Consider the following 21211-nt stretch of genomic DNA (forward strand, 5'->3'; position numbering starts at 1 on the left):
CGCGACAAGACGGAAAGACCCCATGGAGCTTTACTGTAGCCTGATATTGGACTTTGGTACGATCTGTACAGAATAGGTGGGAGCCTGGGAAGCCGGTGCGCCAGCATCGGTGGAGGCGCCGTTGGGATACCACCCTGATCGTATCGGAGTTCTAACCCGCGGCCCTGATCGGGTCGGGGAACAGTGTCAGGTGGGCAGTTTGACTGGGGCGGTCGCCTCCTAAAAGGTAACGGAGGCGCCCAAAGGTTCCCTCAGAATGGTCGGAAATCATTCGCAGAGTGTAAAGGCAGAAGGGAGCTTGACTGCGAGACCTACAAGTCGAGCAGGGACGAAAGTCGGGCTTAGTGATCCGGTGGTTCCGCATGGAAGGGCCATCGCTCAACGGATAAAAGCTACCCTGGGGATAACAGGCTTATCTCCCCCAAGAGTCCACATCGACGGGGAGGTTTGGCACCTCGATGTCGGCTCATCGCATCCTGGGGCTGAAGTAGGTCCCAAGGGTTGGGCTGTTCGCCCATTAAAGCGGTACGCGAGCTGGGTTCAGAACGTCGTGAGACAGTTCGGTCCCTATCTGTCGCGGGCGCAGGAAGTTTGAGGAGAGCTGTCCTTAGTACGAGAGGACCGGGATGGACGCACCGCTGGTGCACCAGTTGTTCCGCCAGGAGCACAGCTGGGTAGCTATGTGCGGACGGGATAAGCGCTGAAAGCATCTAAGCGTGAAGCCCCCTCCAAGATGAGACTTCCCACAGCGTCAAGCTGGTAAGACCCCTCAAAGACGATGAGGTTGATAGGTTCGGTGTGGAAGCGCGGCAACGCGTGGAGCTGACGAATACTAATCGGTCGAGGACTTATCCACTCCATGATCCTTTGCTGCCATGCATGTCCAGTTTTGAAGGCGCGAAGTCTTCAACGTTCCTCGGTAGCTCAGTCGGTAGAGCAATCGGCTGTTAACCGATCGGTCGGGGGTTCGAGTCCCTCCCGAGGAGCCATTCATCTGCTCCTGTAGCTCAGTCGGTAGAGCGCTTCCATGGTAAGGAAGAGGTCGCAGGTTCGATTCCTGTCGGGAGCACCATTGCATGGCCCGTTGGTGAAGAGGTTTAACACAGCAGCCTTTCACGCTGTCATTCAGGGGTTCGAATCCCCTACGGGTCACCATATAATGAAGTGGGTCCCTGCAAAGCATAGGGAATGTACTTTCAACCATCCCGAAACTTTGTAGGGTGTTGTGGAGGCTTAGCTCAGCTGGGAGAGCATCTGCCTTACAAGCAGAGGGTCGGCGGTTCGATCCCGTCAGCCTCCACCATTCCTTTCACACCACTTCGTTGGTAGGATTTGGGGAGATAGCGAAGTGGCTAAACGCGGCAGACTGTAAATCTGCTCCCTCTGGGTTCGGCGGTTCGAATCCGTCTCTCCCCACCATTTCCATTACTCATTGGGGTATCGCCAAGCGGTAAGGCAACGGACTTTGACTCCGTCATTCCTAGGTTCGAATCCTAGTACCCCAGCCATTTCCATGAGCCATTAGCTCAGTTGGTAGAGCATCTGACTTTTAATCAGAGGGTCGAAGGTTCGAGTCCTTCATGGCTCACCAGTTACTTTATTCCCAAATAAAAAGGGGCTTTGGGAACCCCGCCATATATGTGCCCTTAGCTCAGCTGGATAGAGCGTTTGACTACGAATCAAAAGGTCGGGAGTTCGAATCTCTCAGGGCACGCCATATTTGCAGATGTGTGAGGTTAGGCGTGAGAACATGTTTCTCACTTCCCCCTCCCACAACTGAAGGTAGATCGGGAAGTAGCTCAGCTTGGTAGAGTACTTGGCTTGGGACCAAGGGGTCGCAGGTTCGAATCCTGTCTTCCCGACCACTTTCATATTCCCAATCTGCTGTTGGGACTATCTGCATTTTATGGGACCTTGTTCACATGCGGGTGTAGTTCAATGGTAGAACTCCAGCCTTCCAAGCTGGATGCGTGGGTTCGATTCCCATCACCCGCTCCATTCCATCGTGTAAAACGGGCAGCCGCTTATCGGTTGCTCGTTTTTTTCTGTACGCCCCCCGTGTGTTTCACCAATCATAAAATGACAGGGGACGCACGTGTCAAAAAGCCTGCAGGCAGCTGCCTGCAGTTTTTTTATGCAAATGGCTGTCGAGTTGAGTCATTTCCTTTCTCAAGGCTACAATAAGCGTGTGTGAACCAAGGGAAGGGGGCGCGTTTATGAACAAAAACATCAGCATTATCGGTGTACCGCTTGATTTGGGAGCAGACCGCCGCGGGGTGGACATGGGACCGAGTGCCATCCGTTATGCAGGCGTGATTGATCGCTTGAAAAAAATGGGTCTGGATATCCAGGACAAAGGGGATATTCCTGTTACTCGACCGCACACGTTTACCGAGACAGACAACCACAAGTACCTGGATGAAGTGGTGGAGGCCAACACCAGACTGGCCGAAGCTGTAAGCGCCATCATGGAGGAAGGGCGTTTTCCGCTGGTGCTGGGCGGCGACCACAGCATTGCGCTCGGCACAGTGGCCGGTGTGGCCAAGCACGTAAAAAACCTCGGCGTGATCTGGTTTGACGCTCACGGTGATTTGAACACCGGAGAAACGTCACCCTCCGGCAACATTCACGGGATGCCGCTGGCCGCCAGCCTGGGGTACGGACATGAGCGCCTGGTGCAAATCGGCGGTTTTGCGCCGAAGCTGAAGCCGGAAAATGTGGTGATTATTGGCGCGCGCGATTTGGATGCGGGCGAGCGCGAATTAATCAAACGAATCGGCTTGAAGGTGTTCACCATGCACGAAATCGACAAACTGGGCATGGCCCGCGTGATGGATGAAGCGATTGCCCATGTGTCCAAGAACACCGATGGCGTCCACCTCAGCCTCGATCTGGACGGACTTGATCCGCACGATGCACCGGGAGTGGGCACGCCGGTGATTGGCGGCATCTCTTACCGGGAAGGTCATTTGGCGCTGGAGATGCTGGCTGACGCAGATATTCTCTGTTCGGCCGAGTTTGTGGAAGTGAACCCGATTCTCGACCGGGAAAACATGACCGCCCGTGTCGCTGTTGCCCTGATGAGCTCTGCTTTTGGCGACAAATTGCTGTAAGAAAAGAAGCGAGGGACCCGTGAGTTCCCTCGCTTTTTGTTTCCGCATCTTTACATCAGTGGAGGATAGCGGTACATTCTAAGGATGGGGATGCAGCTTGTTCAACAGATGGTCCAACTGCACGCTTAACTCCACCATTTCGGGCGTAATCGTTTTTTGTTCCTCGTAGCGTTCGTTCAGTTCTTTGCGCAGTTGTTCGATTTGGAGAAGAACATGCGGATCGTGCATGTGTTCCACTCTCCTTTACACCGTCAAGTTAAGAGGGGTACCATCACTACTATATGGAGACAACCTGTCTCTTTATTCCTGTATTTCCCTTAAAAATGGCCGAGTAAACACGCCGGAAAAACGAAACCATTTGCAGTACCATCCGTATAAGGAGATTACGGTATTGCGGGGAGGATCGCATGGACTTTGTAGAGAAACGGTTAACCCAGCGGGCGAAGCGGGGAGACCGCGAAGCTTTTGCCGAGTTAATCGAAATATATAAGGACAAGATATTTCAGCTTGCGTATCGCATGGTGGGAAACCGCCAGGATGCGGAAGACATCGCGCAGGAAACATTTTTGCGGGTGTATGCCAACCTGCATTCCTACGACGAAAGTTACAAATTCTCCACGTGGATTTACCGGATTGCGACCAATCTGTGCATCGACCGGGGCAGAAAAAAGCGGCCCGACTTTTCGCTCGACGAGGAACTGGAGCCCGGACAGGGCATGGATTGGTATTCGCGGCTGTCGTCCAACGAGAAGGGGCCAGAGGACCAAGTGGTAACGCAGGAGTTGCAGGAGACCGTACAGAGCGCCCTTTCCCAACTAGCGCCCAAGTACCGGTCCATCATGATTTTACGGTACATTGAAGATCTGTCGCTGCAGGAAATCAGCGATATTGTCAAGCTGCCGGTCACAACCATCAAGACGCGGATTCACCGCGGTCGAGAAGCCTTGCGCAGCAAGTTGCGATTTATGTAGGAAAGGAGAATACCACGATGGAATGCCGAGAAATGATTGCGCTCATTCACGAGTTCCTGGACGGAGAGATTGACGAGCTGTCCAATCAGAAGCTGCAATCCCACCTGCAGACCTGTGCTTCCTGCCGCCGGCATCTGCACGAACTGCAGCGGGCCATCGCCTTTGTCCAGAGCGCATCTCATGTTCATGTCTCGCCAGATTTTACCGCTCGCGTTCTTGCGCAATTGCCGGCTCCTCCCAAGACAAGGCGATTTTCCAATTGGCTGCGGAATCATCCGTTTCTTACGGCAGCTGCTGTCTTTCTCTTTTTGATGACCGGGAGCATGTTTGCTTCCTGGTTTGAGGCGGATAACACCCTGCAAATTTCCTCGTCCAACTTGGATAAACTAAAAATTGACTATGAGCGCAACGTAGTGGTCGTGCCTGCGGGAACAACCATCGACGGAGATTTGGTGGTGCGCAACGGAAATGTGGAGGTGCAGGGACAAGTAAAAGGCAACGTGGTCGCCATCGAAGGCAAGGTGGTGCTGGCTTCCACCGCCAAAGTGGCGGGAAACACCGAGTCAATCGAAGCGATCTTCGAATGGATTTGGTACGAAATGAAAAATCTTGGTAATGACTTGCTTCCTATCTTGCCATAGGAGAAAATAGAGAGTATAGTTACATGCAGCACGGCAAAAAGCAGCCGTGCTTTTTCCGCAGGAGACGCTAGCAACTGCCTTGAGATGGAGCGAAATATGGGGGCTTCGTTTATGATTTCACTGGATTATGGGGATTTGCTGCGGTATGTGGTCGATATTTCTCTCGTCACATACGTGATATATAAACTAATTATGCTGATTCGCGGTACGCGAGCGGTGCAGCTGCTCAAAGGGATCATGGTGATCATCATCACCTGGTTGTTGAGCAAGTACTTCCAGCTCACGACGCTGCATTGGCTCATGTCGCAGGCGTTTACGTTCGGGGTGCTGGCCATCGTGATCATCTTCCAGCCAGAACTGCGACGCGCCCTGGAACAGTTGGGGCGGGGCAGACTCTTTTCCCGCTCGAGCAGCATGCAGGACGAAGAAACGGTGCGCCAGATGGTGCAGGAGGTTTGTAAATCCGTGACTTACCTGGCCAAACGGCGGATTGGCGCCCTGATCGTAATCGAACGGGAAACCGGGCTGAACGATTTCGTGGAGACAGGAATTGGCATCAACGGGCGCGTCAGTTCGGAGCTGTTGATCAACATCTTCATCCCGAACACGCCGCTGCACGACGGGGCGGTGATCATGCGCAGAGACGTGATTCTCGCCGCTGCATGTTACCTGCCCCTCTCTGAAAATACGTCCATTTCAAAAGAATTGGGGACGCGCCATCGCGCCGCCATCGGGGTCAGCGAAGTATCTGACGGTCTGTCCATTGTCGTTTCCGAAGAGACGGGACACGTGTCGTTTGCCATGAACGGAGAAATGAAACGCAACCTGACAGAGGAGCAGTTGGCGGAATGCCTGATGGAACAACTCCAGCCTTCCTCAAAGAGCAAGTCCATGGCAAGTCGTTGGCAATGGAGGCGAAAACATGGATAAGTGGTTAAACAGTCATTGGTTTGCGCGAGCCATCGCCTTGATGCTGGCGATCATGATGTGGATGGTCGTCAACCTGGAAATGGATTCGACTCCTTCGACGGAGACGAGCCGCCCGCTCTTGATTGACGACATCGCCCTGCACGTCAAATACGACAGCGAGCGTTACTATGTGGTGAAACAGCCGAAAACAGTCAAGGTGGCGCTGGAGAGCAACAACCCGTTTTACCGCCATAATATTCTTCCCTCCGATACCTACGAGGTGTATGTGGACCTGCGTGACAAAGGAGCAGGGACCCACAAGGTGCCGGTTCAGTACAAGGGGTGGGAGGATGCCAAGGTGGGGATCATTCCCAACGTGGTCGAAGTCACGCTGGAAGAGAAAAAGACCGTGGAGCGCGAAGTCACGGTCGAGATGCTGGGACAGGTCGCGCAGGGGTACACGGCCGGCGAGCCGCTGGTCAAGCCGTTTAGGGCTTTGGTCCGAGTACCAGAGAGCCAGGCTGACAGGGTGGCGGCAGTGAAGGCCTCCGTCGATGTAGAAGGGGCGACCTCGCCGATCAAAACGACTGTACCGCTCAAGGTAGTGGACAAATCGGGCAACGTCCTGCAGACAGCGGAAGTGATCCCGCTCACCGTGGAGGTCAGCGTGCCGGTGACAAGCCCGTATGTCAAGGTCCCGATCAAATTGAACTTGACGAATGAAATGCCGGATGGCTATAGTTTGGCTAGTGTAGAAATGAATGTGGAAGAGGTGACCGTATACGGACCGAAAGAAGTGATCGATGCACTCAAAACGAGCACGTATCCGGGGCCGGAGATCGATCTGAGCAGCATTACGTCGGATCGCGTCTTGGAGCTGAAGATACCGGTGTTGGAAAACATTGTGAATGTGGAACCCGAGTATTTGAAGGTGTCACTGAAAGTGGTTCCGTCCACAACCAAACGTTTGGCGAAAATCCCGATCCGCATCAGCGGCCTCTCGGAAAACATGAAGGCGCGCGTGCTTTCGCCGGATGGTCAGGAGATGTCCACCATCGATTTCGACACGGTGGGAGCACCGGAAGTGCTGCAGCAACTGGGGCCGGAAGATGTGCAGGTGGTCGCTGACGTGAGCAGCATGCCGGCCGGTGTGTATGAGGTTACCTTGAACTACATCTTCAACCAGCCGGATTACGTCAAAGTGGCAAAAACAGCACCCAAGAAGGTAACAGTGGAAATCACGAACAAGCGAAGCTAGACAAAAGCTGTTTGGTGTACAAGGAAGGAAAAGAGGGACAAACATGGGGAAGTATTTTGGAACTGATGGTGTACGCGGTGTGGCCAATGCCCAGCTGACTCCAGAATTGGCATTCCGAATTGGGCGTGTCGGCGGTTACGTTCTGACCAGACACAAGCAGGAAGGCAAACCGAAAGTGGTGATTGGGCGCGACACCCGCATTTCGGGACAGATGCTGGAAAGCGCGCTGTTGGCCGGATTGCTCTCGGTAGGAGCGGAGGTCGTCCGCTTGGGCGTCATTTCTACGTCCGGCGTTGCGTATCTCACCCGGGCGCTGGGAGCGGATGCCGGCGTCATGATTTCCGCCTCCCACAATCCGTATCCTGATAACGGCATCAAGTTTTTCGGCAGCAACGGCTTCAAGCTCTCGGACGAGGTGGAAGAGGAAATCGAACAATACCTGGACGCGGAGGAAGACACCCTGCCTCGTCCGACCGGCGAGCACATCGGAACAGTGCTGGAATACCTGGAGGGCGGTCAAAAGTACCTGTCCCACCTGAAAAGCACGGTTACGGAGCGCTTTGACGGCATGAAAGTGGTGCTCGATTGCGCCAATGGCGCTGTTTCTTCGCTGGCGGCCCGGCTGTTTGCCGACGTGGAAGCGGAGGTTATCACGATCGGAGCCAACCCGAACGGCGTCAACATCAACGAGCAGTGCGGCTCCACCCATCCGGAGCGCCTGCAGGAGGAAGTCGTGAAGCACAAGGCACACCTGGGTCTTTCCTTCGACGGTGACGCCGATCGCTGCATCGCGGTGGATGAAAACGGGGAGATCGTGGACGGCGACTACATCATGGCGATCTGCGCACGTGCCTTGAAGGCGAAAGGCAAGCTGAACAACAACACGGTAGTCACGACCGTAATGGCCAACATGGGCTTCTTCAAAGGGATGGAAGAATGCGGAATCAACACCACCAAAACAGCGGTGGGAGACCGGTACGTGGTCGAGGAAATGCTGCGCGGCGGTTACAACCTGGGCGGCGAGCAGTCCGGCCACATCATCTTCCTGGACTACAATACGACTGGGGACGGTTTGCTGACTGGCCTGCAGCTCCTCAATGTGGTTAAGGAGTCGGGCATGCCGCTGTCTGAACTGAAACAGGTGATGACCAAATATCCGCAAATCCTGGTCAACGTACGGGTCGAGGACAAGACGAAGCTCGCCGGCAACCAGGCGATTGAGAAGGCCATTCGCGAGGTGGAAGAGGAACTGGCTGGAAATGGCCGTGTCCTGGTCCGTCCGTCCGGAACCGAACCGATTGTGCGCGTCATGGCAGAAGGGCCGGACGAAGCGCAGTTGGAACAGTTGGTCAATCGGATTGCTGACGTGGTGAAACAGGAACTGGTATAATAGACTAGGGGAGTGGTACCATACCACTCCCCTCTGCATACAAGTAATAAGACAAAAGAATGATTGTCGTGGCTGCGAAACTGTGATACAGTTTTTCATGTGCCATGACAAAATGTAAACTGAGGGGGAATTTTCCAAAAGGTTATCGAATCGTGTAAAGTCGTGATGGAAAAGCGCCAGCACTGCGTTTGTCCGACACGGAGCGCAGTGGACGAGGTGGAGGTTTATCGAGAGTTCGGCGGATGCCTCCCGGCAGCTGTATCACTGCCGAGGAGCGCGGGTACAAAACAGCAGGGCGACCTGTTGGACAAAACCCGCGCATGATACACCAACAGGTTTTGGAAAAAAGGGTTTTTGCAAAATCGTCAGTCAAACAACACCAAATGGAATGGCGGGGGCACACCCCCCGTATCACAAACAGTGGGTCGTGTCCCCGTCACTGAAAGGGGACAAAACAATATGTGCGGAATTGTAGGATACATTGGCAATCGACAAGCGCAAGAAATCATCATCGGAGGTCTGCGCAAGCTGGAGTACCGCGGGTATGACTCGGCGGGGATCGCTGTTCAGACGGCACAGGGTTTGCTGGTGGACAAAGCAAAAGGGCGTCTGGCCGTGTTGGAGGGCAAACTGGCTGTACAGCCGCTGGCCGGTAACGCAGGCATCGGGCATACGCGTTGGGCAACGCACGGCAAGCCGTCCGACGAAAACGCCCATCCGCATACCGATTCGGCCAAAAAATTTGCCGTGGTACACAACGGGATTATTGAAAACTTCCTGCCGATCAAGGAAGAGCTGATGGCCAAGGGCTACGAGTTCACCTCGGAGACGGATACGGAAGTAATTGCCCATCTGCTGGCCGATCTGTATGACGGCGACATCGTCTCCACAGTGCGCAAGGCCGTGAAGCGCATGCGCGGGGCGTACGCGCTGGGCATCATGACCGAGCATGAGCCGGATAAACTGGTTGCGGTCCGTCTGGCAAGCCCGCTGATCGTCGGTGTCGGTGAAGGTGAGAACTTTATCGGTTCCGACATTCCGGCCCTGTTGGAACACACTCGCGACGTCTACATCCTCAATGAAGGGGAGATGGCCGTTCTCACCCGCGACGGCGTGGAACTGATGGATGCCGAGACCGGTGAACGAATCGAACGGGAACTGTTCCACGTGGAGTGGGATCTGGTGCAGGCGGAAAAAGGCGGATACGACTCGTTCATGCAAAAGGAAATCTACGAGCAGCCGCAAGCCGTCCGCGACACGGTGAGCGCACGCATTGACGAAGCGAACAAGCGCGTGGTGCTGCCGGAGCTGAACATGAGCGACGAGGAATTGGCAGCGTACGACCGCATCTACATCGTCGCGTGCGGTACGTCCATGCACGCCGGTCTGGTCGGAAAAGAAGTCATCGAAAAATGGACGCGCGTGCCGGTGGAAGTAGCAGTGGCTTCCGAGTTCCGCTACCGCGACCCAATCTACACCGACAAGACCCTGATGATCGTGATCAGCCAGTCCGGTGAAACTGCCGACACGCTGGCTGCCCTGCGTGAAGCGAAGAAGAGCGGCGTCAAGGTGTTGGCCATCACCAACGTAGTGGGCAGCTCCGTCGCTCGCGAAGCGGATGACGTGATCTTCACCTGGGCCGGTCCGGAAGTGGCGGTGGCGTCCACCAAGGCATACACCAGCCAGGTCGTGGCACTTTACCTGTTCGCCCTCTACTTTGCACAAGTCAAGGGCACGCTGGCCGCTGCCGAGATCGCGAACGTGGTGGAACACCTGCAGCAACTCCCGGCGAAGATCAGCACGATCCTCGAAAACGATGAGCAGATCCGTCGCTTTGCCGAAAGCATCAAGGACGCGACCAGCCTGTTCTTCATCGGCCGCGGTCTGGACTACGCGGTGTCGCTGGAAGGCTCGCTCAAGCTGAAGGAGATCTCCTACATCCACTCCGAAGCGTACGCCGCAGGCGAACTGAAGCATGGCACACTTGCGCTGATTGAAGACAACGTACCGGTTGTGGCGCTGGCCACCCAGCCGGACATCTACGAAAAAATGGTCAGCAACATCGTTGAGGTAAAAGCTCGCGGCGCCCGCGTACTTGGCTTCGCCATCGAAGGCGACCGCGAACTGGCCAAGACCGTGGACGATGTCATCCACATTCCGACCACCTTGCCAATGTTGACGCCGATTCTGACCGTCATTCCATTGCAACTGCTCGCGTACTACGCTTCCGTCGCCCGCGGTCTGGACGTCGATAAGCCGCGCAACCTGGCGAAGAGCGTAACGGTTGAGTAAGAAAAGGACGGAACCTGAGCAGTAGAAAGAAAATAAATCATGTCCACGAAGCCGAACGGTGTCAGGGTACACCCCTGATCACGGTTCGGCTTCATCTTTTGAAAACGGGCTGGATTGTGATCCTTGAGGTGACGGACGGGATAGTGAAATCACGTGAAGCTTGTTGTATGATAAAATATGAATATGGAACGTAAAAACACGGTCTGGTTGGTAGTCCAGACGCATTGGTAACTGTTGCCAATGTCAGTAACCTTCCCCCTCGGGATGTCCATCGTTCCAATGATTTTGTGTTAGAGGGGGAATAGAGAGTGAAATTGACTGTTTTTCATGATGGTCAATTTTGGGTAGGTGTTGTAGAAGAAGTTGTTAACGGAAAGCTGAGAGCGGGCAGGTATTTGTTTGGCTCTGAACCAAAGGACCAGGAAGTACTTGAATTTGTTAACACAAAATTATTGGAGTTCATGAGCGGGTTGTCAGAACACCTATCTGTTGAAAAACGTCAACCTAGAAAAATAAACCCGAAACGATTGGCAAGGCAGGCAGCCCGTGAAATGAAAGCGAATGGAGTGTCGACGTACGCCCAGGCGGCACTTCAGTTGGAGTACGAGAAACGAAAAAAAGAAAAACAAATCCTAAGCAAAGCCAGACGGGAAGAACTCAAGGAATATAAGAGAGAACTCAAGCGAAAAAAAGCAAAAGAAAAACACCGTGGAAGGTGAACGGGACTGACCCCCGGCCGTAGGACAGGGATCAAAACACCTTAGTTTTTTAAGCAGCCAGTTGCCGATATTGAATCGGTGACTGGTTGTTTAGTTTCATTTGAATACGAATTGAGTTATAGTAATGAATGTAGTCTTGCACAATCTGTTCAACGATGGCTATCGTTGTACAGGTAATATCTTCGAGATAGAATGTTTCAGACTTTAGTGACGAGTGACGATTGGATTGGCAAACGGCTGTGTATTTCGTTGATTTTTCCATCGATAATAGCTGGAACGAGCAATACCTAGCCATTTGCATGTTTGTTTTACAGTGACCTCTCCCTTTAAAGCATCCATCCACTGAACTGCGGCTTCTGGTGACACCTCCTTTCCCACTCCTTGTACTTTTTTAAGACATCCAATTATTGCTGTAAGTAACGATTTCCTTGTCTTAACCTTTCAACTTCCGTGGCAAACTCTGGTCCTTTCCCATATGCGTACTGTTTGCCTACCGGTTGTGCAAAACGGTGAGTTTCGCCATTTCTGTACCAACGTAACCATGTGTTTACCTGCGTTTTGTTCTTAATACAAAGTTGCTCCATAACTTCACTCACGGGAATACAATTTCTTGAAGGTGTTTTGATTTGCCTCAAGATATGGGGTCAGTCCATGTCGACAAACCCTGGTCGACAGTCTTTTTTCTGACGTAAGTGTCAACGCCGACTTTATTTTGACCCACCATCGCCGGTTTAGAATTGACCCACCCGGCGATTTTTTGTTGGTTAGGTGGTAGAGGGGGAGCCGTAGGCTCCAGTCCTCATCTTCTCACGAAGTCGGTAACTATTCCCCCTAATATTGACGATGTGGGAATGGTGTAAGAGCCGATCCAGGATAGCCGTAGCAAGTATCGGATCGCCCATCAGTTCCCCCCATTCACCGAAACTCTTGTTGCTGGTCAACAGAATACTCCCTCTCTCGTATCTTGCACTTACTACCTGGAAAAAGAGGTTAGCTGCCAAACTGTCAAACGGTAAGTAACCAATTTCGTCAATAATCAGGAGCTTTGGTCGAATATAGATGCGTAGGCGTTTATCCAGCCTGTTTTCCGTGTAAGCTTTTCGCAGATCTTCGATGAGTTGCGAGAGACTGACAAAGTAAACGGATATCCCTTGCGAGATGGCTTCTACAGCCAACGCCACCGCCAGATGACTTTTTCCTACTCCGGGAGGCCCTAAGAACAAGACATTCTCGTGTCGGGTTACAAAAGTCATCGTGGCCAGCTCTCGAATCAACCGTTCGTCAATGCTGGGTTGGAAAGCAAAATCGAACTCCTCTAGTGTTTTTCGGTAAGGCAAGTGTGCAAGTTTGGTGCGTACCTCCATATTCCGTTTTTGACGTTCCGCTATCTCGGCATCAAGGAGCGTGTTAAGAAAGGACAGATAGGTGGGCTGTCCATGACTTGCCGCTTCCAAGTGAGCATCCAAGAGGAGAGCTGCTTGCTGAAGCCCAAGTTCCTCGAGGCGTAGCCGTGCTTGTTCCAGTTCAATCATGCTCCCACCCCTGTTAGCTGCTCATAGACATCCAGCGAACGTACTTCCACTTGCTGCGATGAAATCTGTCGGGCTTGCGGACGTGGATAGGCATATCCTTGAGCGGTCGAAAGACCTGCATACTGGTTTTCGCAAAAAACAGTTGTGCGGGATCGATAGACCTTTTGGTGTCGAGCAATACATGTGCCGTCGGCCCAGATTTCCACCCACCCATTCACTTCTCGAACGGTTACCTCACGTCCACTGTACCTCCATGGAACTCCATATCGTACACCATCGTAGCTAACAAATCCGTCTCGGCTGACCTGTCTTGGTTCATGCAAGTATTTTTCCCACCGTTCAGCTGAAGGGATGGGCGACAGTTTTTCCTCACGGAGTCGGTCAAAGGGACGTTCGCCGGTTGTTCCATGAATACGGCGGTTAATCCGCTCGCACCAGTGTAGGGCTTGTTGATTGAGATCCTGTAAATCAACGAAGCGTTTGCCAGGAAGAAAGTTGTTTTTTACGTATTGAACGCCTCGTTCCACTTTTCCCTTTGTTTCGGGGCGTCGAACTTTGCATACTTTTGGAACAAGCCCAATCGCTGCAGCAAAGTCGGCAAAAAGCGGATGCCAGCGAGGTTTTCGATCATCTTCCATGCCCAGTACGACGGTTTTCATCTGGTCGGTCAGCATTACCTTTGGGATGCCCCCAAAATATTCAAAAGCATGAATCAAGCAACGAAGAAAGCTGTGAATGTCACAACGCTTAGTGAACTCTATATAGGTGGAACGAGAGTACCCCAATACCATGACAAATACCGGCACTTTTCGGACTGTACCGTCCAAATCTACGTAATCACACAGTCCCCAGTCGACCTGTGCGTATTCACCAGGTTTCGTCTCGTAACGAAGAACAGCGGGAACTTGTTTGGGAGGACGGAAGTCCTTCACATAGTCTTTCAAGATGGTACGTCCCCCGGTATACCCCTTTTCTCGTAGAAGATCGAATAAAACCTCGCAGTTATAGATACCTTCTTGAAGACGTTCCTGCAGGAACGGTTTATACGGATCAAGCTTGGAACCACGAGATTTACGGGTTCCCTTTTCGGGGGAGAATTCACCCCGGAGATATCGGCGAACTGTATTTCGAGAATGCCCCGTTAGACGGGCAATTTCACGAATACTCTTGCCTTCTGCCCTCATGGTATGTAACGATATCACTATCCCACTCCTTAGCATGTGTCTCCCTCCGAAGATTAACTTGGCCGTTAATTACGAAGGGGATATATTCGCTATGGGTGGGTCATTTTCTTTCCGGCGAACCTGGGTCAATTATATCCCGGCGGTGACAGTAAGCACGAATACGTCTACGACGAGTATTACGATTGCTACATTTGCCCGAACAACGCAGTGTTGAGCTATGAAACGACGACCAAGGAAGGTTATCGCATCTACCGGTCCAATCCGGAGGTATGCCGCCATTGTCCGTTATTGACACAGTGTACGGAAAGCAAGGATTGCACCAAGCGGATCAGCCTCCATATTGGGGCGCATTATCTGGAAGAAGTTATCATTTGCGGCACACGGAAACGAACAGACACATTTACGAACAGCGGAAAGAGACGATTGAACGGGTGTTCGCAGATTTGAAGGAGAAGCATGGCATGCGATGGACGACCTTGCGGGGGATACGGAAGGTCACCATGCAGGCGATGCTTACGTTTGCTGCGATGAATCTGAAAAAACTGGCGATCTGGCTGTGGAGGAAGGATCGACCAGCAGATCGCGACAGGTGGGTTGGCTTGATTTTCATCTTTTCAACGGCAAAACTCCCACTGCGTTGGAGCGCATGTGGGAGTTTGTCTTCAATCTGAAACCATGCCTCTGGCATGGTTTTTTTCTTTAGCTGAAATGCTCCAGCACCACTTTGCCGATCATTCTTCCGGACTCGATGAGCGCATGAGCTTTGCGGAGATTAGCGGCGTTGATGGGAGACAGCTTTTCTGTAGCGGTCGTCCGAATCACTCCTTGATCGATCAAATCGGCCAAAGCGTTCAGCAGGTGATGCTGCTCAATCATATCCTCCGTTTGGAACATCGGGCGAGTGAACATCAGCTCATACACGAAGGTGACGCTTTTCTGCTGCAACAGGGAGATGTTGACCGGCTCATCCGTTTCGACGATCGAGCAGATTTTGCCTTGAGGTGCGATGGCGTCGATCATGTTCTTCCAGTGTTTTTCTGTGGTATTCAAGCAAAAGATATAGTCGACATGGCTATACCCCAGCGCTTGGAGTTGAGGGACAAATGGTTCAAAGTGATTGATGACCGCATCCGCACCCAGCTCTTTCACCCATTTGACCGATTCAGGCCGGGAAGCTGTGCCGATGACCGAAAGACCGGCATGCTTGGCGAGTTGTGTGGCGATAGAGCCCACGCCTCCGGCGGCGCCGATGATTAGAATCGTTTTTCCGGCATTCTGGTCGGCGTCTTTGGAGATACCCAAGCGATCATACAACGCTTCCCAGGCGGTAATTCCGGTCAAAGGCAGAGCGGCTGCCTCGGCGAAATCCAGCGAAGTGGGTTTACGGCCAACGATCCGTTCGTCAACCAGGTGAAATTCGCTGTTACCTCCGGGACGGGTGATGCTGCCAGCATAATACACGGCGTCCCCAGGCTTAAACAAGGTCACGTCCGGACCTACCTCTTCAACGATCCCTGCAACGTCCCAACCGATCACTCGGGGAGAAGACTCCACTTGGCTTTTGGGCTTTCGCACTTTCGTGTCGACCGGATTGACGGAGATGGCGTGAACCTTGACCAGCAGATCTCTACCGGTTGGCACAGGTCTGTCAATTTCGACATCCATCAAACTCTCCGGGTGATCGATGGGTAAATAGTTATAGAAACCAACGGCTTTCATTGTATTTTTAGACATGGTTTGCTACCTCCTTTTTTATTGTTAATGTAAATGTAATACGCTAAAATGTGAAGTACGCACATTAATGTGATGTAGTACACATTTGTATACTATTGCGGAGGGATGCGGCAATGCGGAATCGCAAAAGCGGTTATGGCTTTTGTCCAAACGATGAAGCCTGTCCGGTGGAGTTCACGCTGGACGTAATCGGCGGGAAATGGAAAGGGGTCCTGTTATATCATTTGATGAACGGGCCGATTCGATTTAACGAATTTCGCCGAATTTGCCCAGGGATTACCCAACGGATGCTGACGCTGCAGCTTCGCGAACTGGAGGAGGATGGCGTCGTTCATCGCGAGGTATACCACCAGGTACCTCCGAAGGTGGAGTACTCCTTAACGGAATTTGGCAGAACCCTGATTCCGATCATTCAGCAAATGAAGGAATGGGGTGAAACCTACAAGAAGACGGCTCCGTTCCTAAACAAGATGAAAGGACAAGGTTGATCTGTTCTATAAAATATAGAAGCAGTTGCAAGGGACCTGAGAAATCGGGTCCTTTTTGGTGTTCTAGCAAAAAATGGTTCCAGACTTTTTTATCACCTGACAGGAACCGTGATGTTGAGAAAGTCTCGATGACATTGAATGTCATCGGGACTTTATTTTCGCTACATTGACGAGGATGCTTGTAATTTTTTTGGGTATGTAATAAAATCTGGTGGAATTTTTATGGAAAAGTTCCCGATAAATGGTGTGGGTTTAGTGATAAGAATTCACTAAAACTCAACTTTCGAGCGGGGGAGGTAGTTTCACGTCGAAAACAATAAATTCTTACAGTCCGATCATTATGTGATGTTAAAGCGTATTAGACAGAGTAGTTTTTTGAATATTTATTCCGGTTTTTCAAGGATATGCGATAATTGCTGCTGTGATTCATGCTGATATTCCTCCAGGAGGGAAGAACAATGCAAAACCCTAGTTGGCGTTTTTTTATGGAAAAGCAGACAGGAATGAAGTCAGCAGGAATAGTCGTAGGACCAGGAAAAGACGGTGTCAACGCGCTCAAACTAGCGGATCAACTTTCATCCATCGGCACGAACGTCTATGTCTCGATGACCGAAACGGCTGCTAGATATTTTAACGAGAGCGTATTCACAGAAGTGGCGAAATGCCATGGGGTCCTCACTCCTGAAAACAATGTCGTTGCGGATGTTGACATCGTCGTCGTCACAGGTGCGTTGTTTGAAAAGGATGGATGGGACAAAGAGAGCATTCGCGCACGTGAGCGTTTATGTAAGAGAAAGCAAAATCCTGTGATTTGGATTCAAGACGGAGCGATGCTAAGTATCTGGAAGTTGGATATGGTTACTCATCATGAGGAAATCTGGCTTTTGAAAGGAGCGGCCCGAAAAGAGAGATCCCTATCATATGAAGAAATCGTGATGGAAGCCATGCGGACCTTACTGGGCAAACGAAATGGGGATTTTACCGGTATCAAAGTCATTGTTACCGGGGGAGGAACGATTGAGCCCATCGACCCGGTGCGACACATTACGAATAAATCTTCAGGCAAAATGGGGAAGTCTTTGGCGGAAGTTTTTAGAGATCGGGGGGCGGACGTAGTTTTCATATGCATGCAAAGAACGAAGCGCCACGAAAATAAAAAAGACGTCTCAACCACTTCATCTGGAGCTTGTCCCCATTCCTAATTTTATGAAGGAAGTGCCCAAGGGGGTATTTAAGGTTGGTTTTGCCGCCGAGACTGATCCAAACCTGGAAGGAGCCAAAAGGAAGCTGCTTGACAGGGGGTTTGATCTTCTTTGTCTGAATGACGTCTCTCGTTCAGATGCGGGATTTGAGGTGGATACCAATCAGGTGATGATCGTTGGCCCGGAAGGTACCAGGCATACGACGCGCCTGGAAAACAAATATTTGGTGGCATGGCAGATCGTTGACGAAATACAAAAGTGCCTGAGAGAATCAGCCAACGTTTAGTTGCTATTGCCAATGAAGTCCGCAGGAAGCCCAGGTCAAACGTTTACAGCACGGTAGTAGGTGGCGGAGCATTACCACTACAGGAATGCTGTCAGGAAATTGTCCAGGAAGCCGAGCGTGGCAGCAGAGAGCTGCCTTGATCCATGCTGGGCTTCTTTTTCTTTACGGGAAGGAATTGTTATGAAATAGTAACAAGAAAACATTTGACAAGCCTATCAATTCATATGATAATTACTGTGACTGATAATCATTATCAACCTAGGTTGCGGACTTAACTTCTGTTTTTCTTTTCCTATGGGTAATACCGGACCTTACATTGATAATGGATGTAATCTACAAGATAGGGTGGGAATCACGAACATGGCAGCGAAGCGGTTTGCATTCAGAAGTTTCGTACTGGCTTTTCTTATGGCCGGTGTTTTAGCGGGATGCTCAGGCGGCAACTCGGCAACTCCAAACGAAAGCAAGGCGCCTGCAGCACAAACGGAAACGACCAACAAGGATGCGGAAACGGCACAATTTCCAATTACCATTGAACATGCCTTCGGAAAAACGGTAATTGAGAAAAAACCGGAGCGGGTCGTGACGATTGCATGGGCAAACCATGACGTTGCGCTTGCGCTGGGAGTCGTGCCGGTCGGTTTCTCCGCGGCCAACTACGGCGTCCAGGACGACAGCGGATTGCTGCCGTGGACGAAGAAAAAACTGCAGGAGCTTGGCGTAACAAATCCGAATGTTTTCAAGGATACGGACGGGCTGGACTTCGAGGCGATCTCCGATGCCAATCCGGACGTGATTCTTGCGGCATACTCCGGCATCACCCAGGAGGAATACGATACGCTCTCCCAAATTGCTCCGGTCGTTGCCTATCCCAAAACGCCGTGGGTGATTACGTGGCGTGAGCAAATTCGCATGAATGCCGCCGGAATGGGCATTCCGGCCAAGGGCGAGCAGCTGATTAAAGATGTCGAAAAGCTCATCGCTGACAAGGTTGCGCAGCATCCGGAATTAAAAGGCGTGAAAGCGGCATTTACATATTTCTCGCCGTCTGATTTGTCCAGCTTCTATATTTATTTGCCCGGTGATCCGCGCGGGGAGTTTTTGCAAGAATTGGGCATGGTCTTCCCGGAAAACATCAACAAATACGTGAAACCGGACAGCGGCTTTGCGTTGAGTTTAAGCGCGGAAAACGCCGATGCGTTACGTGATGCCGACATTTTGGTGGCTTATGGCGATGAAGCGCTGTTAAAGGCGCTGCAGGCGGACCCTGTATTCGGCAAGATTCCGGCCATTAAGCGGGGGTCCATGGTGTTGATACCGGACGGCACGCCGCTGGCGGCAGCAGGCAATCCCAATCCGCTTTCGATCGAATACACATTGGATGAATATCTGTCGCTGATCGTCAAAGCTATAGCGAAAATTAAACAATAAAATGGAGTCCGCATAGATGGAACGCAACCGTTTTTATCCGAAATCGTTCATCCCTGTGCTCGTCATCTTTCTTGTGTTGTTCGTGCTGGGGATTATCGCTTCCTTTATGTTTGGAGCACGTTCCTTGACATTGCAGGAAGTGATCGACGGGTTGATGAAGCATCAAGGGGAAATCTATGAAACGAGCGTCGTGCAAAAGCGTGTCGTCCGCACCATTTTCGCCTTGTGCTGCGGTGCGGCACTTGGCATAGCGGGGGTGCTCATGCAATCCGTCACGCGCAACCCCATCGCGGATCCGAGTATTCTCGGCGTTAACAACGGGGCGGCATTGTTTGTCGTATGCGGCATGGCATTTTTTCAGATCAATACGGCCAGTCAGTATATTTGGTTTGCTTTAGCGGGCGCTGTGCTTACAGCGATATTCGTTTTTGGCATCGGTTCTCTGGGGCGTGGCGGTGCTACGCCTCTTAAACTTGTACTGGCGGGGGCGGCCACGAGTGCTGCCTTCTCCTCCCTGGTCACCGCTGTGATGATTCCGCGTTCCTATGTGATGGATCAGTTTCGATTTTGGCAGGTGGGCAGTGTCGGCGCCGGCACGTGGGATTCGCTCGTCCTGCTGTTGCCCTTTCTTCTGACGGGTGTTCTTATAGCCGTCATCACCGCCCCGGCGTTAAATGCTTTGGCGCTTGGGGAGGAAATGGCAACCGGCCTTGGAGTAAAAACGAGTCTGCTCAGGCTTGTTGCGGCGTTTGCGGGCGTCATCTTATGCGGCGCCACCACTGCGGTTGCCGGTCCCATCGGGTTCGTCGGACTTCTGGCCACCCATGTGATTCGGATGCTGTTGGGGCCGGATTTGCGCTACTTAATCCCGATGTCCGCCCTTTCAGGGGCTGTCATCTTAACCGTTTCCGATGTACTTGGCAGATTAATCGGCAGACCGGGTGAATTGGAGGTAGGGGTGCTGACTGCCTTTCTCGGCGCTCCCCTGCTGATCATTCTAACGATGAAAGCGAAAGTGCGTTCACTATGAATCAGACGACGATTGATTTTATTAAACAAGGCAGGATTCGCCGCAGAGGCAGATGGATAGCTGTGACGACGGCATTGGCCGTGCTTACGGTGGCTTTATGCTGTGCCATGCTCTTGCTGGGCAATACGATCTATCCTGTGCGTGATGTGGCGGCTGTACTGTTGGGAGAAGAGGTAAAAGGTGCGACATTCGCAATCAAAACGATTCGCTTGCCGCGCATGCTGGCCGGTTTGTTTGCGGGCTTTGCCTTTGGCATCGCCGGCTATGTATTTCAAACGATGCTGCGAAATCCGCTGGCCAACCCGAATGTGATCGGGATTACTGCCGGTTCGAGCGCGGCGGCTGTTTTTTGCATCGTCGTTTTGCAGAGCAGCGAAACCGTGACTTCCGTCGCATCGATCATCGCCGGATTACTGACGGTCCTCATCATTTACGGATTGGCCAGGGGAAAAACGTTTTCCATCGGTCGGCTGATTTTGGTCGGCATCGGGATGCAGGCGATGTGCAACTCCATTATTACCTATTTAATGTTGATCGCCAAGGAACACAATCTTTCTTCTGCGGTGCGCTGGCTTACGGGAAGTTTAAACGGGGTGAAGATGGAAGAATTGCCTGTGCTGATGATTTCCTTCCTGGTGCTGGTGCCGCTGATTTGCGTGCTTGGCCGATCGTTAATGGTGCTGGAACTGGGCGAACAAATGGCGACGGCATTGGGGGTCAAAACGGACCGGACACGTGTGCTCCTCATCGTTAGTGCCGTGGTGCTGTCAGCGATTGCCACGGCGATTACCGGACCGATTGCTTCGGTGGCGTTTCTCGCCGGTCCGATTGCCGTTCGTTTGGTCGGTACAGGCACCGCCAACAGCATACCCGCCGGCCTGGTTGGGGCTGTGTTGGTGTTGGCCGCGGATTTGGTGGGGCAATTCGCCTTTGAAGTCAAATTCCCCGTGGGCATCATTACGGGAATCATCGGAGCGCCTTATTTGTTGTACCTGTTAGTGCGAATGAATCGAAAGGGGGCGTTTTAAACG

At 52.0% G+C, this 21211-nt stretch carries 16 protein-coding genes, 10 tRNA genes, 1 rRNA gene and 3 pseudogenes (1 of these 30 running past the window's edge); 25 read left to right on the forward strand and 5 right to left on the reverse strand.

All coding sequences use genetic code 11. The features are described from left to right. The 12 genes from IRT44_RS06590 to rocF form a co-directional block, all read left to right on the forward strand. A 23S ribosomal RNA gene (locus tag IRT44_RS06590) occupies positions 1 to 856 on the forward strand; it begins 2071 nt to the left of the window's first position. Between the two features lie 57 nt (positions 857 to 913). After that, positions 914 to 989: transfer RNA gene (locus tag IRT44_RS06595), tRNA-Asn, on the forward strand. A gap of 7 nt (positions 990 to 996) precedes the next feature. After that, positions 997 to 1072, forward strand: a tRNA-Thr gene (locus tag IRT44_RS06600). A 6-nt stretch (positions 1073 to 1078) separates the two neighbouring features. After that, a tRNA-Glu gene (locus tag IRT44_RS06605) sits at positions 1079 to 1155 on the forward strand. Between the two features lie 72 nt (positions 1156 to 1227). Further along, positions 1228 to 1303: transfer RNA gene (locus IRT44_RS06610), tRNA-Val, on the forward strand. A 31-nt stretch (positions 1304 to 1334) separates the two neighbouring features. Continuing rightward, a tRNA-Tyr gene (locus tag IRT44_RS06615) sits at positions 1335 to 1419 on the forward strand. Between the two features lie 14 nt (positions 1420 to 1433). Continuing rightward, a tRNA-Gln gene (locus IRT44_RS06620) sits at positions 1434 to 1508 on the forward strand. 7 nt (positions 1509 to 1515) lie between these two features. After that, positions 1516 to 1591: transfer RNA gene (locus tag IRT44_RS06625), tRNA-Lys, on the forward strand. Positions 1592 to 1640: 49 nt separating this feature from the next. Next, a tRNA-Arg gene (locus IRT44_RS06630) sits at positions 1641 to 1717 on the forward strand. 71 nt (positions 1718 to 1788) lie between these two features. Next, positions 1789 to 1865: transfer RNA gene (locus IRT44_RS06635), tRNA-Pro, on the forward strand. Between the two features lie 59 nt (positions 1866 to 1924). Continuing rightward, a tRNA-Gly gene (locus tag IRT44_RS06640) sits at positions 1925 to 1998 on the forward strand. A gap of 218 nt (positions 1999 to 2216) precedes the next feature. Further along, positions 2217 to 3113, forward strand: coding sequence for an arginase (gene rocF, locus IRT44_RS06645; RefSeq protein ID WP_171567590.1), 897 nt, complete (start codon positions 2217 to 2219; stop codon positions 3111 to 3113). Between the two features lie 78 nt (positions 3114 to 3191). On the opposite strand, the gene IRT44_RS06650 is transcribed toward rocF, so the two are convergent. Further along, a complete protein-coding gene (locus tag IRT44_RS06650; protein ID WP_171567591.1) occupies positions 3192 to 3341 on the reverse strand; it encodes an aspartyl-phosphate phosphatase Spo0E family protein in 150 nt (49 codons plus the stop codon). Between the two features lie 179 nt (positions 3342 to 3520). On the opposite strand from IRT44_RS06650, the gene sigW reads away from it, so the two are divergent. From sigW to IRT44_RS06685, 7 genes are all read left to right on the forward strand, one after another. After that, the gene (gene sigW / locus IRT44_RS06655) at positions 3521 to 4084 is read left to right on the forward strand and encodes an RNA polymerase sigma factor SigW (protein ID WP_171567592.1); all 564 of its coding nucleotides are present in this window, start codon (positions 3521 to 3523) and stop codon (positions 4082 to 4084) included. A gap of 17 nt (positions 4085 to 4101) precedes the next feature. Then, positions 4102 to 4725 (forward strand): zf-HC2 domain-containing protein, encoded by a 624-nt coding sequence (locus tag IRT44_RS06660; RefSeq protein ID WP_171567593.1) that lies wholly within the window; start codon positions 4102 to 4104, stop codon positions 4723 to 4725. A 111-nt stretch (positions 4726 to 4836) separates the two neighbouring features. Further along, positions 4837 to 5655: a diadenylate cyclase CdaA gene (gene cdaA / locus IRT44_RS06665; protein ID WP_283092166.1), complete on the forward strand. Its 819-nt coding sequence runs from the start codon at positions 4837 to 4839 to the stop codon at positions 5653 to 5655. Then, entirely contained in the window at positions 5648 to 6892 is a 1245-nt protein-coding gene (locus IRT44_RS06670) for a CdaR family protein (RefSeq protein ID WP_171567594.1), read from the forward strand. The genes cdaA and IRT44_RS06670 overlap by 8 nt, the downstream gene beginning before the upstream one ends. Positions 6893 to 6935: 43 nt before the next feature. Beyond that, positions 6936 to 8282 carry a phosphoglucosamine mutase gene (gene glmM / locus IRT44_RS06675; RefSeq protein WP_171567595.1) on the forward strand — a complete coding sequence of 449 codons (1347 nt, stop codon included), beginning with the start codon at positions 6936 to 6938 and terminating at the stop codon, positions 8280 to 8282. A 459-nt stretch (positions 8283 to 8741) separates the two neighbouring features. Then, positions 8742 to 10574: a glutamine--fructose-6-phosphate transaminase (isomerizing) gene (gene glmS, locus IRT44_RS06680; protein WP_171567596.1), complete on the forward strand. Its 1833-nt coding sequence runs from the start codon at positions 8742 to 8744 to the stop codon at positions 10572 to 10574. Positions 10575 to 10882: 308 nt separating this feature from the next. After that, a complete protein-coding gene (locus IRT44_RS06685; protein WP_029098109.1) occupies positions 10883 to 11293 on the forward strand; it encodes a YjdF family protein in 411 nt (136 codons plus the stop codon). Positions 11294 to 11342: 49 nt separating this feature from the next. Here IRT44_RS06685 and IRT44_RS06690 read toward each other — a convergent pair. The 3 genes and pseudogenes from IRT44_RS06690 to istA form a co-directional block, all read right to left on the reverse strand. Then, positions 11343 to 11895 (reverse strand): annotated as a pseudogene (locus IRT44_RS06690) (IS3 family transposase); the annotation flags it as partial. Positions 11896 to 12057: 162 nt separating this feature from the next. After that, entirely contained in the window at positions 12058 to 12825 is a 768-nt protein-coding gene (istB, locus tag IRT44_RS06695; protein WP_230076768.1) for an IS21-like element helper ATPase IstB, read from the reverse strand. Next, complete coding sequence (istA, locus tag IRT44_RS06700; protein WP_230076769.1) at positions 12822 to 14045, reverse strand: IS21 family transposase; 1224 nt, start codon at positions 14043 to 14045, stop codon at positions 12822 to 12824. Before istA ends, istB begins: the two co-directional genes overlap by 4 nt. A gap of 114 nt (positions 14046 to 14159) precedes the next feature. Here istA and IRT44_RS06705 point away from each other — a divergent pair. After that, a pseudogene (locus IRT44_RS06705) lies at positions 14160 to 14680 on the forward strand (transposase); the annotation flags it as partial. A gap of 28 nt (positions 14681 to 14708) precedes the next feature. On the opposite strand, the gene IRT44_RS06710 reads toward IRT44_RS06705, so the two are convergent. Next, positions 14709 to 15743: a zinc-binding alcohol dehydrogenase family protein gene (locus IRT44_RS06710; RefSeq protein ID WP_230077642.1), complete on the reverse strand. Its 1035-nt coding sequence runs from the start codon at positions 15741 to 15743 to the stop codon at positions 14709 to 14711. A gap of 113 nt (positions 15744 to 15856) precedes the next feature. Between IRT44_RS06710 and IRT44_RS06715 the strand changes: the two genes are divergently transcribed. The 5 genes and pseudogenes from IRT44_RS06715 (at position 15857) to IRT44_RS06735 (ending at position 21208) form a co-directional block, all read left to right on the forward strand. After that, a complete protein-coding gene (locus tag IRT44_RS06715) occupies positions 15857 to 16231 on the forward strand; it encodes a winged helix-turn-helix transcriptional regulator (protein WP_029098112.1) in 375 nt (124 codons plus the stop codon). A 944-nt stretch (positions 16232 to 17175) separates the two neighbouring features. Further along, positions 17176 to 17719 (forward strand): annotated as a pseudogene (locus IRT44_RS19460) (phosphopantothenoylcysteine decarboxylase). Positions 17720 to 18079: 360 nt separating this feature from the next. Continuing rightward, positions 18080 to 19150, forward strand: coding sequence for an iron-siderophore ABC transporter substrate-binding protein (locus IRT44_RS06725; protein WP_230077644.1), 1071 nt, complete (start codon positions 18080 to 18082; stop codon positions 19148 to 19150). A gap of 16 nt (positions 19151 to 19166) precedes the next feature. Continuing rightward, the gene (locus tag IRT44_RS06730; protein ID WP_171567547.1) at positions 19167 to 20180 is read left to right on the forward strand and encodes a FecCD family ABC transporter permease; all 1014 of its coding nucleotides are present in this window, start codon (positions 19167 to 19169) and stop codon (positions 20178 to 20180) included. After that, positions 20177 to 21208 (forward strand): FecCD family ABC transporter permease, encoded by a 1032-nt coding sequence (locus tag IRT44_RS06735; protein WP_171567548.1) that lies wholly within the window; start codon positions 20177 to 20179, stop codon positions 21206 to 21208. The genes IRT44_RS06730 and IRT44_RS06735 overlap by 4 nt, the downstream gene beginning before the upstream one ends. Positions 21209 to 21211: the final 3 nt, after the last annotated feature.

It is taken from the genome of Brevibacillus sedimenti, assembly GCF_020923495.1.
Lineage (GTDB): Bacteria > Bacillota > Bacilli > Brevibacillales > Brevibacillaceae > Brevibacillus > Brevibacillus aydinogluensis.

Bases quoted from the DNA above. Each gene is read 5' to 3' on its own strand.
- rocF (WP_171567590.1), top strand. From the start codon at position 2,217: ATGAACAAAAACATCAGCATTATCGGTGTACCGCTTGATTTGGGAGCA.
- IRT44_RS06650 (WP_171567591.1), bottom strand. From the start codon at position 3,341: ATGCACGATCCGCATGTTCTTCTCCAAATCGAACAACTGCGCAAAGAA.
- sigW (WP_171567592.1), top strand. From the start codon at position 3,521: ATGGACTTTGTAGAGAAACGGTTAACCCAGCGGGCGAAGCGGGGAGAC.
- IRT44_RS06660 (WP_171567593.1), top strand. From the start codon at position 4,102: ATGGAATGCCGAGAAATGATTGCGCTCATTCACGAGTTCCTGGACGGA.
- cdaA (WP_283092166.1), top strand. From the start codon at position 4,837: ATGATTTCACTGGATTATGGGGATTTGCTGCGGTATGTGGTCGATATT.
- IRT44_RS06670 (WP_171567594.1), top strand. From the start codon at position 5,648: ATGGATAAGTGGTTAAACAGTCATTGGTTTGCGCGAGCCATCGCCTTG.
- glmM (WP_171567595.1), top strand. From the start codon at position 6,936: ATGGGGAAGTATTTTGGAACTGATGGTGTACGCGGTGTGGCCAATGCC.
- glmS (WP_171567596.1), top strand. From the start codon at position 8,742: ATGTGCGGAATTGTAGGATACATTGGCAATCGACAAGCGCAAGAAATC.
- istB (WP_230076768.1), bottom strand. From the start codon at position 12,825: ATGATTGAACTGGAACAAGCACGGCTACGCCTCGAGGAACTTGGGCTT.
- istA (WP_230076769.1), bottom strand. From the start codon at position 14,045: ATGCTAAGGAGTGGGATAGTGATATCGTTACATACCATGAGGGCAGAA.
- IRT44_RS06710 (WP_230077642.1), bottom strand. From the start codon at position 15,743: ATGTCTAAAAATACAATGAAAGCCGTTGGTTTCTATAACTATTTACCC.
- IRT44_RS06715 (WP_029098112.1), top strand. From the start codon at position 15,857: ATGCGGAATCGCAAAAGCGGTTATGGCTTTTGTCCAAACGATGAAGCC.
- IRT44_RS06725 (WP_230077644.1), top strand. From the start codon at position 18,080: ATGGCAGCGAAGCGGTTTGCATTCAGAAGTTTCGTACTGGCTTTTCTT.
- IRT44_RS06730 (WP_171567547.1), top strand. From the start codon at position 19,167: ATGGAACGCAACCGTTTTTATCCGAAATCGTTCATCCCTGTGCTCGTC.
- IRT44_RS06735 (WP_171567548.1), top strand. From the start codon at position 20,177: ATGAATCAGACGACGATTGATTTTATTAAACAAGGCAGGATTCGCCGC.